The organism is Bradyrhizobium sp. USDA 4538 (genome assembly GCF_024171045.1).
Taxonomy (GTDB): domain Bacteria; phylum Pseudomonadota; class Alphaproteobacteria; order Rhizobiales; family Xanthobacteraceae; genus Bradyrhizobium; species Bradyrhizobium australafricanum.
The window spans coordinates 3500031-3512228 of the sequence record NZ_JALJZE010000001.1 but is presented as its reverse complement, the minus strand read 5'-3'; the positions used below and the strand labels follow the sequence as shown (position 1 = coordinate 3512228).

General features: G+C 65.2%; 10 protein-coding genes. 5 read left to right on the top strand and 5 right to left on the bottom strand.

Annotated elements, in window-relative coordinates:
- Positions 1 to 71: 71 nt before the first annotated feature.
- Positions 72 to 740, bottom strand: coding sequence for a heme exporter protein CcmB (gene ccmB / locus J2R78_RS15700; RefSeq protein ID WP_168857728.1), 669 nt, complete (start codon positions 738 to 740; stop codon positions 72 to 74).
- Entirely contained in the window at positions 737 to 1339 is a 603-nt protein-coding gene (ccmA, locus tag J2R78_RS15695; RefSeq protein WP_253605467.1) for a heme ABC exporter ATP-binding protein CcmA, read from the bottom strand. The genes ccmB and ccmA overlap by 4 nt, the downstream gene beginning before the upstream one ends.
- Before the next feature lie 240 nt (positions 1340 to 1579).
- Between ccmA and acnA the strand changes: the two genes are divergently transcribed.
- From acnA to J2R78_RS15680, 3 genes are all read left to right on the top strand, one after another.
- The gene (acnA, locus tag J2R78_RS15690; RefSeq protein WP_253605466.1) at positions 1580 to 4300 is read left to right on the top strand and encodes an aconitate hydratase AcnA; all 2721 of its coding nucleotides are present in this window, start codon (positions 1580 to 1582) and stop codon (positions 4298 to 4300) included.
- Between the two features lie 226 nt (positions 4301 to 4526).
- Positions 4527 to 5288, top strand: a complete 762-nt coding sequence (locus J2R78_RS15685; RefSeq protein WP_057020930.1) for a thioredoxin family protein — start codon at positions 4527 to 4529, stop codon at positions 5286 to 5288.
- A 527-nt stretch (positions 5289 to 5815) separates the two neighbouring features.
- Positions 5816 to 6187 (top strand): DUF2794 domain-containing protein, encoded by a 372-nt coding sequence (locus J2R78_RS15680; protein ID WP_028336300.1) that lies wholly within the window; start codon positions 5816 to 5818, stop codon positions 6185 to 6187.
- A 220-nt stretch (positions 6188 to 6407) separates the two neighbouring features.
- On the opposite strand, the gene J2R78_RS15675 is transcribed toward J2R78_RS15680, so the two are convergent.
- From J2R78_RS15675 to J2R78_RS15665, 3 genes are all read right to left on the bottom strand, one after another.
- Complete coding sequence (locus J2R78_RS15675; protein ID WP_021078796.1) at positions 6408 to 7199, bottom strand: Bax inhibitor-1/YccA family protein; 792 nt, start codon at positions 7197 to 7199, stop codon at positions 6408 to 6410.
- Positions 7200 to 7433: 234 nt separating this feature from the next.
- Positions 7434 to 10004 (bottom strand): ABC transporter permease, encoded by a 2571-nt coding sequence (locus J2R78_RS15670; protein ID WP_253605465.1) that lies wholly within the window; start codon positions 10002 to 10004, stop codon positions 7434 to 7436.
- Positions 10001 to 10720 carry an ABC transporter ATP-binding protein gene (locus J2R78_RS15665; protein ID WP_028336302.1) on the bottom strand — a complete coding sequence of 240 codons (720 nt, stop codon included), beginning with the start codon at positions 10718 to 10720 and terminating at the stop codon, positions 10001 to 10003. Before J2R78_RS15665 ends, J2R78_RS15670 begins: the two co-directional genes overlap by 4 nt.
- Before the next feature lie 55 nt (positions 10721 to 10775).
- Between J2R78_RS15665 and J2R78_RS15660 the strand changes: the two genes are divergently transcribed.
- On the top strand, positions 10776 to 11435 hold the full coding sequence (locus tag J2R78_RS15660) for an arylesterase (RefSeq protein ID WP_375167123.1): 660 nt from the start codon (positions 10776 to 10778) through the stop codon (positions 11433 to 11435).
- Between the two features lie 166 nt (positions 11436 to 11601).
- Positions 11602 to 12138, top strand: coding sequence for an RNA 2',3'-cyclic phosphodiesterase (thpR, locus tag J2R78_RS15655; protein ID WP_057020928.1), 537 nt, complete (start codon positions 11602 to 11604; stop codon positions 12136 to 12138).
- The last annotated feature ends 60 nt before the right edge of the window (positions 12139 to 12198 follow it).

The following is a 12198-nucleotide window of genomic DNA, read 5'->3' as shown; positions in this document are numbered from 1 at the left end:
CCCTGATAATCGTCCGATGTGTCGCAGGCAATTGGCCGATTTCCTCTCGGCGAGATTTGATCTGGCTCATCTCAGTCCAGCCCGTGCCGCAGGCTCGCGGCGGCGGCAAAGGGGCCGATCACGAGGCTGGCAAGTGACAGCGCGCAGAGGATCGAGAATGGTGTTCCAAAGGGCAGGGGGCCCGATATCGCCGCCTGCGAGGCCGCAACCCCGAAGATCAGCACCGGGATCGACAGCGGCAGCACCAGCACCGCCAGCAATAGCCCGCCGCGATGCAGCGTCACCGCCAGGGCCGCGCCTATCATGCCGGTGAAGGTCAGCGCCGGTGTTCCCGCCAGCAGCGTCGCCGCGACCGCGAGCGTCGCCGTGCCGTCGAGATTGAGCAGCAGGCCGAGCACGGGGGTTGCGATGATCAGCGGCAGGCCGGCGGCGAGCCAATGCGCCAGCGCCTTGGCGGCGCAGGCGAGTTCCAGCGGCGTCCGGCTCATCACGATGAGGTCGAGCGAGCCGTCCTCGTGGTCGGCCGTGAACAGCCGGTCGAGCGTGAGCAGGCTCGCCAGCAACGCGCCGAGCCAGAGGATGGCGGGGCCGAGCCGCGACAGCAGCGCGAGATCCGGTCCGACCGCGAACGGCATCAGCACCGTGACGGTGAGGAAGAACAGCACGCCGATCAGCGCACCGCCGCCGACGCGCAGCGCGATGCGGATGTCGCGCCGGATCAAGGCGCCAAGCGCGCTCATGCCGCGCCTCCCATCCGCAGATCGCGCGCGTCGATGCCGAGCGGCAGGTGCGTCGCCGCGACGATCAGGCCGCCCTGTGCGAGATGGTCACGCATCAGCCCGACGAACAGCGCCTGTCCGGCCGCGTCGAGCGCCGATGTCGGCTCGTCCAGCAGCCACACCGGCCGCCGCACCGAGAGCAGGCGCGCGATCGACAGGCGGCGGCGCTGGCCGGCGGAAAGATAGGCCGCCGGCAGGTGCGCGGCGTGGTCGAGCGCCACGGCGGCAAGGCACTGCCCGGCATCCTTGGTCTCGCCGCCGAGAAATTCCCGCCAGAAGGACAGATTTTCCGCAACGCTCAGCGCCGGCTTCAGGGCGTCGCGGTGGCCGAGATAGTGGGCCTGCTCAGGCAGGCTGAGCTCGGCGTCGCCGCCTTCGAGCGCGACCACACCCTCGGCGGGAACCAATAGCCCGGCGAGGACGCGCAGCAGCGAGGTCTTGCCGGCGCCGTTGGGGCCCGTAATGGCAAGCGCCTCGCCGGCGGTGGCCGACAGATCGAGGCCGGAAAACACCTCGCGCCCGCCGCGCACACATTTCAGATTTCGTCCCGAGAGCCGCATGGTTCGTCTTGTCACAGCCCTCTGAAATCTTTCGCTACCGCGTGAGAATTTTTGGGTCGCGCAACGCTGTCGCACGCTTGTCGGTGTGGCGGCGCTTCTAGAAAGGTTCTATAAGCCCGGAACTTGATGCAGCACACACAGTCGGCGGCCGCAACCCACCCCAGGCCATCCCTTGGCCAGTGTCGATCGCCGGTGTTTAGTTACCCTTGCCGGGTATAACTGAGAATTGGGATTCCTCGCATGACCTCGCTCGACAGCTTCAAATGCCGCAAGACCCTGAAGGTCGGCGGCAAGTCCTACGTCTATTACAGCCTGCCCCAGGCAGAGAAGAACGGACTGAAGGGGATTTCGAAGCTGCCGTATTCGATGAAGGTTCTGCTGGAGAACCTGCTGCGCAACGAGGACGGCCGCACCGTCAAGAAGGAAGACATCGTTGCGGTGTCGAAGTGGCTGAAGAAGCGCCAGCTCGAGCACGAAATCGCGTTCCGCCCGGCGCGCGTCCTGATGCAGGATTTCACCGGCGTCCCGGCCGTGGTCGACCTCGCGGCGATGCGCAACGCGATGCAGAACCTCGGCGGCGATGCCGAGAAGATCAACCCGCTGGTGCCGGTCGATCTCGTCATCGACCACTCGGTGATCGTCAACTTCTTCGGTGACAACAAGGCGTTCGCGAAGAACGTCACCGAGGAATACAAGCAGAACCAGGAGCGCTACGAGTTCCTGAAGTGGGGCCAGAAGGCGTTCTCGAACTTCTCGGTGGTGCCGCCCGGCACCGGCATCTGCCACCAGGTCAATCTCGAATATCTCGCGCAGACAGTGTGGACCAAGAAGGAGAAGATGACGGTCGGCCGGAAGACCGGCACCTTCGAGGTCGCCTATCCCGACTCGCTGGTCGGCACCGACTCGCACACCACGATGGTCAACGGCCTCGCCGTGCTCGGCTGGGGCGTCGGCGGCATCGAGGCGGAGGCCTGCATGCTCGGCCAGCCGCTGTCGATGCTGCTGCCCGAAGTGGTCGGCTTCAAGCTCAAGGGCCAGCTCAAGGAAGGCGTGACCGCCACCGACCTCGTGCTGACCGTCACCCAGATGCTGCGCAAGCTCGGCGTGGTCGGCAAGTTCGTCGAGTTCTTCGGCCCGGGCCTCGACTATCTCTCGGTCGCGGACAAGGCGACCATCGGCAACATGGCGCCCGAATATGGCGCGACCTGCGGCTTCTTCCCGGTCGACGCCGCGACCATCGATTACCTGAAGACCTCGGGCCGCAAGGCCGATCGCGTCAAGCTGGTGCAGTCCTACGCCAAGGCGCAGGGCCTGTTCCGTACCGCCAAGTCGACTGACCCGGTGTTCACCACCACGCTGACGCTCGACCTCGGCGACGTCGTGCCGTCGATGGCCGGACCGAAGCGCCCCGAAGGCCGCATCGCGCTGCCGGCGGTGTCGACCGGTTTCGCGACCGCGCTGGTCGGCGAATACAAGAAGCCCGAGGGCGAGCAGAAGCGTTATGCGGTCGAGGGCCGTGACTTCGATCTCGGCCATGGCGACGTCGTGATCGCGGCGATCACCTCCTGCACCAACACCTCGAATCCGAGCGTGCTGATCGGTGCCGGCCTGCTGGCGCGCAAGGCGGCCGCCAAGGGCCTCAAGGCCAAGCCGTGGGTGAAGACCTCGCTCGCGCCGGGCAGCCAGGTGGTGGCGGAGTATCTCGCCAATTCTGGCCTGCAGGCCGATCTCGACAAGGTCGGCTTCAACCTCGTCGGCTTCGGCTGCACGACCTGCATCGGCAATTCCGGCCCGCTGCCGGAAGACATCTCGAAGTCAATCAACGAAAACGGCATCGTCGCCGCCGCCGTGCTGTCGGGTAACCGCAACTTCGAAGGCCGCGTCTCGCCCGACGTGCAGGCGAACTACCTCGCCTCGCCGCCGCTCGTCGTCGCGCATGCGCTCGCCGGCACCGTGACCAAGGATCTCGCGGTTGAGCCGCTCGGCATCGGCAAGGACGGCAAGCCGGTGTTCCTCAAGGACATCTGGCCGACCGCCAAGGAGATCAACGCCTTCATGAAGAAGTACGTCACCGCGACGATCTTCAAGAAGAAGTACGCCGACGTGTTCAAGGGCGATACCAACTGGCGCAAGATCAAGACCACGGAAAGCGAGACCTATCGCTGGAACATGAGCTCGACCTATGTGCAGAACCCGCCCTATTTCGAAGGCATGAAGAAGCAGCCCGATCCGGTCACGGACGTGGTCGACGCGCGGATCCTCGCGATGTTCGGCGACAAGATCACCACCGACCACATCTCGCCGGCCGGTTCGATCAAGCTGACCTCGCCCGCCGGCAAGTTCCTCAGCGAGCACCAGGTGCGCCCCGCCGACTTCAACCAGTACGGCACGCGGCGCGGCAACCATGAAGTGATGATGCGCGGCACCTTCGCCAACATCCGCATCAAGAACTTCATGCTGAAGGGCGCGGACGGCAATATTCCGGAAGGCGGTTTGACCAGGCACTGGCCCGACGGCGAGCAGATGTCGATCTACGACGCCGCGATGAAGTACCAGCAGGAGAGCGTGCCGCTGGTGGTGTTCGCCGGCGCCGAATACGGCAACGGCTCGTCGCGCGACTGGGCCGCAAAGGGCACGCGCCTGCTCGGCGTGCGCGCGGTGATCTGCCAGAGCTTCGAGCGCATCCATCGCTCCAACCTGGTCGGCATGGGTGTGCTTCCGCTCACCTTCCAGGACGGCACGTCGTGGTCCTCGCTCGGCCTCAAGGGCGACGAGAAGGTCACGATCCGCGGGCTGCAGGGCGACCTGAAGCCGCGCCAGACGCTAACGGCCGAGATCGTCTCCGCTGACGGCGGCAAAAAGGATGTCCCGCTGCTCTGCCGCATCGATACGCTGGACGAGCTCGACTACTATCGCAACGGCGGCATCCTGCATTATGTGCTGCGCAAACTGGCGGCCTAAGGCCCCTTTGTTTGAGCATGGTCTGTCCGGAAAACCGCTTCACACTTTTCCGGACCATGCTCCAACGCGGATTTGTGATCGGTGCCTCACTGCTTAGTGAGTAGCGGCTAAAAAGAAGGCGGCCTATGAAAAGGCCGCTTTCTCGCGTTTTGGGGCACGCAAGTTCAGGGACAGACTTCATGCTCCGTACAATTACGGATGGAAATCATCACGACTGGTTCGCAGTATGACAGCGATGATGGCCTATAACTGTATCTCGCGATGGTCGAGCGCCCTTGGTATCTGCGCAATCGTCGCGATCATCCGCCCCGCCCACGCCGATCCGCGTGCCGTCGTCGAACTCTTCACCTCGCAGGGATGCTCGTCCTGTCCGCCCGCGGACAAGATCATCGGTGACCTCGCGAAGGACCCCAACGTCATCGCGCTGAGCATGCCGATCGACTATTGGGACTATCTCGGCTGGAAGGACACGCTGGCCGATTCCCGTTTCAGCGCGCGCCAGAAGGCCTATTCGCATGTGCGCGGCGACCGCGACGTCTACACGCCGCAAGCCGTGATCAATGGCTCCGCGCATGTGATCGGCAGCGATCGCGCCAGTATCGAGGACGCCATCAAGGACACCGAAAGGAGCGGCAGCGTGATGTCGGTGCCCGTGACGATGACGCTGAGCGGCAAGCAGATCAACGTGTCGGTCGCCGCATCGAAGTCGCCGGCCGTGTCGCGCGGCGAGGTCTGGATCTGCTCGATCTCGAAGTCGGTGCCGATCTCGATCGCGCGCGGCGAGAACCGCGGCCGCGAGATCACCTACCACAACGTCGTGCGCAATCTCCTCAAGGTCGGTGACTGGAACGGTTCGTCCGGGAGCTGGACCGTGCCGCTGGAGAACATCACGCGTGACGGTGTCGATGCTGCGGCGGTGTACGTCCAGGACGGCAACCGCGACAAGCCGGGCCCGATGCTCGGCGCTGCCTTCACCTCACTTCACTAGCGCCTCGCTGCGGTAAGGCGCGATGCGCCGGCTTCCGCCGGTCGCACGCATGTTTTCGTGCAGCCGCATGGCGACAAACCTGCATTCAGTGATCTGCCGAAAGGAAGGCGCCGGTGCTTGGCGCGCGCGTCTTGCTTGCGCAGGTCCCAAAACAAAAAGGACCAACTTTCGTTGGCCCAGTGTTGGGATTTGACTCCCCTGCGAACAGGCCCGATCCCGACGGCCCCGGGGGGCTGGGGGCTGAGGAATCCGGAACCGAAAGGACCGGGCCAACGCAGGGTTTTCTTTTCGCAGGGCAGCGGGGCGGGCGATGGGCGGAAGTGGGGCAGCAATATGATTCCGCTAACGTTCCCGTGACTCTGCGGTTTTTCGGACAATCCGCCGCGCGCGGCGGTGGTTAAGGCCCGGTTGCATTGCGATTGGCCCCTTGCGGGCCCCCTCGCTTAGCGCGATCATGTCACTCTCGTGACGATCCCGGAGAGGGGCCTTCGGAACCCGATCGTCACCGAGGTGACAGGAGGCGCTCGATGAGTTTGATCTCGGAGGACACTGATCCGAGCGGGAGTCGTGCCGCGGCGCGCACCGCCGCCGCGACCCCTCAGCCCAACCGCGTGACATTCAATCGACTTGAGCTCAACCGCATTCTCAATCTCTACGGCCGTATGGTCGCCGACGGCGAGTGGCGCGACTATGCGATCGACTTCCTGAAGGACCGTGCCGTGTTCTCGGTGTTCCGGCGCGCATCCGAAATGCCGATCTACCGGATCGAGAAGGACCCCCGGCTTGCGCGCAAGCAGGGCATGTACAGCGTGATTTCCGCGACCGGCCTGATCCTGCGCCGCGGCCATGAACTCGAACGCGTGCTGTTCGTGATCGACCGCAAGCTGTCGCTGGTCTAAGCGCGTCAGGTCAGTCTGCTTGTAGCCCGGAGGAGCCAACGGGTCGCGCGAACGCGCTCGATGGCAGGCTCCGCGTAATCCGGGGCCGTTGAAGCCGCGGATGAGCCTATCCCGGATTTCGCTTGCGCTTCATCCGGGCTACATCACATCTCGCCTCGCCCAAAAGAAAAGCCCCGGCGGAATGGCCGGGGCTTGGATTTGATCGGCTCGCTCGAGGCGCTTAGTCGCGCTGGCCGAGCAGCTGCAGGAGCAGCGTGAACAGGTTGATGAAGTTCAGGTAGAGCGACAGCGCACCAGTGATTGCCGCACGCTCTGCCATCACGCCACCCTGCGAGGCGTAGCCGTAGATGTAGTCGTTCTTCAGCCGCTGGGTGTCCCAGGCGGTGAGGCCCGCGAACACCAGCACGCCGACCACCGACACGATGAACTGCAGCGCCGAGCTCGCCAGGAACAGGTTGACCAGGCTCGCGATGATGATGCCGATCAGACCCATGAACAGGAACGAGCCCATGCCGCTCATGTCACGCTTGGTGGTGTAGCCGTAGAGGCTCAGCGCACCGAACGTTGCCGCGGTGATGAAGAACACGCGCACGATCGAGGTGTGCGTGTACACCAGGAAGATCGACGACAGCGACAGACCCATCAGCGCCGAGAACACCCAGAACAGGAGTTGGGCGGTCGCGGGCTGCAGGCGGTTGATGCCGGCCGAGATGACGAACACCATCGCCAGAGGGGCGAGGATGAACAGCCACTTCAGCGGGCTCACGAACATCGCGTAGCCGAACTGCGTCAGATAGGCGTTGCCGAACTTGGCGACGGCGGCCGACTGGTCGGTCGTCACCGCACCCATGTAGACGCCGAGCGCGGCGAGGCCGGTGATGGCCAGGCCGATGCTCATGTAGTTGTAGATGCGCAGCATGTAGGCGCGCAGACCGGCGTCGACGGCCGCAGCGTCAATGCGCCCGGCGGCCCGGCCGAAAGGAGAAGCGTAGTTGCGGTCTAGGTCCGACATGGTCGAATTCCCGTGGTTGGTCCCGGTGGAGCGCAAGGGATTTGCGGCGCCGGTCGTAAATCTATCTCAGATGGCTCGGCTTGCGGAACATTAATTCCGTGTCATTCAAACCGACTATCCGACCCGATTGGTATGTGGGAAATTAACACATCCGACGCAAGCTTCCACGCGCGGCCGAATGTCGCTCTGCCCTAGCATCATAGGCAAAAACGGCGCTCGCGCCGCTACATTTTGTCACAAATTCCGCAATACTGAGGCCGGCTTCTGGTTTAGCGCGAGCAGCGTCCCGGCGAGCCCCAGTCCGACCGTGACGACCAGCGCGGCGACCACGACTAGCGCGGCGCTGCCGGCCTGCCAGATAAAACTCAGCGTCATCAGCCTAGTCACGATCAGCCAGGCCGCGATCGAGCCGGCGATCACCCCGAACACCGCGGTTGCAAAACCGATCATCAGATACTCCAGCGCGTAGGCGCCGAGCAGTCGCACCCGCGTGGCGCCGAGCGTCTTGAGAATCACGGCGTCATAGACGCGGTGGCGGTGTCCGGCGGCGAGCGCGCCGCCGAGCACCAGGATCGCGGAGATCAGCGTCACGGCGCTGGCGCCGCGGATCGCCAGCACCAGATTGCTGACCACGCTGCCGACCGTCTCCAGCGCCTCGCGGACCCGCACGCTGGTCACCATCGGGAACGCGTCGGCGACCTGCTTGATGATGCGCGCGTCGTCGGCGGAATCGGCGTGTGGTTCCGTCAGGGTCGCGACATGGCTGTGCGGCGCGCCCTTGAAGGCATTCGGCGAGAATACCAGCACGAAATTGATGCCGAGGCCCTGCCAGTCGATGTTGCGCAGGTTGGCGATCTTCGCCGGCACGTCGCGTCCGAGCACGTTGACGACGATCTCGTCGCCGATCTTCAACGACAGGCCGTCGGCGATCTTCTTCTCCATCGAGACCAGCGGTGGCCCGCTGTAGTCCGGCCCCCACCATTCGCCCTCGACGATCTTCGAGCCCTTGGGGATTTCGCCGGTGTAGGTCAGGCCCCGGTCGCTCTGCAGCACCCACTCCGAATCGACCGACGGCTTGAGCTGGTCGGCCTTGACGCCGCGCGCGGCCACGATCCGTCCGCGCAGCATCGGTACATCCTCGACGGTCGAGCCGGCGGCGACCTTCGCCAGGAAGGCATTGAAGCGGTCGGCCTCGGTGGAGGGGATGTCGATGAAGAAGAACGACGGCGCCCGCTCCGGCAGGGCGGCCAGGAATTGCCGGCGCAGATTGCCGTCGATCTGGGTGATGGTAACGAGCACCGCCAGCCCGAGCCCCAGCGACAGCACCACCGACGGCGTCAGCGCGCCCGGCCGGTGGATGTTGGCGATCGCGAGCCGCAGCATGGTCATGCGGCTGCGCGGCAGCCGCCGCGCCACCGCCATCAGGAGCTCGGCGATTCCGCGCAGCAGCAGGAACACCGCGATCGACGAGGCGACGAACACGGCAGCGACCCGCTTGTCATAGGCAAGCCCGATCGCGACTCCGATCAGGAGCGCGATCACCGCGGCCATCAGCGCCAGATAGCTCCAGCGCGGGCGATGCCACTCGCTGGCGACGGTCTCGCGGAACAGCGCGGCGACCGGCACGTCATGGACACGGCCGAGCGGCCACAGCCCGAACGCCAGCGCGGTGAGCTGGCCGTAGAGGAAGGACAGCGCGAGCTCGTCGGGATGCAGCGCGGGCACCACCGGCAGCGGCAGCAGCTTGCCGAACAGGCCGACGATGACGAAGGGCAGCGCGGCGCCGAGCACGAGCCCGATCACCGAGCCGATCCCGGCCAGCACCACCACCTGCGTGCAGTAGATCGTGAAGACGTCGCGGCCGGTGGCGCCGAGCGCCTTGAACGAAGCGATGACGTCGCGGCGCCGGTCGATATGGCTCTTCACCGCGTTGGCGACGCCGACACCGCCGACCAGCAGCGCCGCGAGGCCGACCAGGGTCAGGAACTGGGTGAAGCGGTTGATGGTGCGCTCGAGCTGCGGCGAGGCATTGCTGCGGCTGCGGACCTCCCAGCCGGCCTCCGGCGCGGCGGTCCGCGCGCCGTCGATCAGCGCGGTGGTGGCGCGATCGTCGTTGGCGCCGTCAGGCAGCTTCACGCGGTAGATCCAGCGCACCAAGCTGCCCGGTTGCAGCAGGTCGGTGGCGTGCAGGCTGGCTTCGCTGATTAGGAAGCGCGGGCCGAGGCCGACGCCGCCGGCAAGCTTGTCGGGCTCGGCCACCACCACGCTGCGGATCTGGTAGGTCGCACTGCCGATGGTGACGCGGTCACCGAGCTTCAGGTCGAGCCGCGCCAGCAACGTCGAATCGGCGGCCGCGCCGTAGACGCCGTCGCGTTCGGCAAGCAGATCGGCGACCGGCATGTTCGGCTCGAGCGTCAGCTCGCCGAGCATCGGATATTTGCCGTCGACGGCCTTCAGCTCGACCAGCGCCAGCTTGCCGTCATTGCTGCGGGCCATCGCGCGCAGCGTGGCCGCGATCGAAACCTCGCCGCGCGTGCGCAGATAGGCGACCTCGTTGGGTTTGGCCTCGCGCGAGATCAGCGAGAATGCGACGTCGCCGCCGAGCAGCGTACGTCCCTCGCGGGACAGGCCGTCGCCAAGGCTCGCGGCGACCGAGCCGACGCCGGCAATCGCCATCACGCCGAGCGCGATGCAGGCGATGAACACGTAGAAGCCGCGCAGGCCGCCGCGCAATTCGCGCAGCGCATAACGGAAGGCAAGCGACGACGCGCGGCCCTGCACCGCGACTTCGGACGCGATGCTCATGTCGTGGATTGTCCGTCGATGCGGCCGGAGCGCAGCCGCACGACGCGGTCGCAGCGCTGCGCGAGCGCGAGATCGTGCGTCACCAGCACCAGCGTCATGCCGCGCTCGGCGTGCTTGGTGAACAGCAGGTCGACGATCTGCTTGCCTGTCGTCTCGTCGAGATTCCCGGTCGGCTCGTCGGCAACGAGGATCGCGGGATCGGGCGCGAGCGCGCGCGCGATCGCGACGCGCTGCTGCTCGCCGCCGGAGAGTTGCGTCGGATAATGATGCAGGCGCTCGCCGAGCCCGACCGATTGCAGCTCCTGCGCGGCGCGCGCAGCGGCATCGGGATTGCCGGCGAGCTCGAGCGGCACCGCCACGTTCTCCAGCGCCGTCATGGTCGGGATCAGATGGAATGACTGGAAGACGATACCGACCTGGCGGCCGCGGAAGCGCGCCAGCGCATCTTCGTCGAGGGCATTGAACGAGGTGCCGTTGACGACCACTTCTCCACTGTCAGGACGTTCGAGCCCCGCCATTACCATCAGCAAGGTCGACTTGCCCGAGCCCGACGGGCCGATCAGGCCGATGGCCTCACCCGCTGCCACACGAAGGCTGATATCTTTGAGGATATGGACCCGTGCCGCGCCGGTGCCGAGCGAGAGATTGACGTTCCTGACGGCAATGGTGTCCGGCTCGACGTCGGTCAGTGAAGAGGATTCGATGAGACTGTCCATGGTTCGGTCATATGGCACTTCCGCGTCTGCGGTCGAGGGCCGGTTGAGAATCTTCGTGCACATACTCGTGTTGCTTATGGGCTTGATGACGGCGGCCAGCGCGCAGACGCCAAGGCTGGAGAATGGCCCGGAGAAGGGGCCGGCGAAGCCGATCAAGATGGTGGTTCTGGGCGATTCCCTGAGCGCCGGGTACGGCCTCCCGGGCCCGGCGGCATTCCCGATCCGGCTGCAAAAGGCGTTGGAAGCCAAGGGGATAAAGGTCGAGATGAGCAATGCCGGGGTGTCCGGCGACACCGCCTCGGGCGGCCGCGAGCGGCTCGACTGGTCGGTGCCTGATGGAACCGATGCCGTGATGGTCGAGCTCGGCGCCAACGATGCCTTGCGCGGCATCGATCCCGCCGTCACGCGTGCCGCGCTCTCCGACATCATCACAAAGTTGCAGGCGCGCAAGATCGCCGTGCTCTTGTGCGGCATGCTCGCGCCACCGAACTATGGCAGTGAGTATGCAGCGAAGTTCAACGCGATCTATCCGGATCTCTCGAAGACCCTTGGCGTGCCGCTCTATCCGTTCTTCCTCGATGGGGTTGCCGCCGACGCGAAGCTCAACCAGGCCGACGGCATGCATCCGACGGCAGCAGGTGTGGACATCGTTGTGAAAAATATCCTGCCCACAGTGGAGGCATTTCTCGGCGCAATATCAGGGCAACGCAGTTGAAGCGCAGGCAGTGAGCCGTGCCGTGTCCGTAGGTTTACGAGCTGTTAACGGGTCATGCTTCGCAGAGTCACATATCTCGGGTACAAATAGGCATCGGTGATTCGTCGCCGGGCCGTTACAGGGTGCGGGCTCCCAAAACCCGCGCCAAGCATCGAGGATTATTGCGATGCCGCGTCTGTTCACTGGACTGGAAATTCCGGCCGATATCGGCCAAACCCTCTCCAGCTTGCGTGGCGGCCTTCCCGGCGCACGCTGGATCGATCCCGAAAATTATCACGTCACTTTGCGCTTCATCGGCGATATCGATGGCATGTGGGCCAACGAGATCGCGACGATGTTGTTTCGGGTAAACCGCAAACCGTTCGAGGTCAAATTGCAAGGCCTGTCGAGCTTCGGCGGACGCAAGCCGCGCGCGGTGGTTGCCGCCGTCGAGCCGAGCCGGCCGTTGATCGAACTGCAGGCCGAACTCGAGCGGATGATGCAGCGGATGGGGCTCGATCCCGAGGGCAGGAAATTCACGCCACATGTCACGCTCGCGCGTCTGCATGACGCTTCGAGCCAGGACGTCGCGGATTATCTGTCCGTGCGCGGCTACTTCCCGAGCCGCAGCTTCCTGGCGGACCGCTTCGTGCTGTTCTCGTCGCGCGCGTCGACAGGCGGCGGACCCTATGTGGTCGAGGATTCCTACGCGCTCTGCGCGTGAGCCTCTTCACCTCGCCCCGCTTGCGGGGAGAGGTCGGATCGCATCGAAGATGCGATCCGG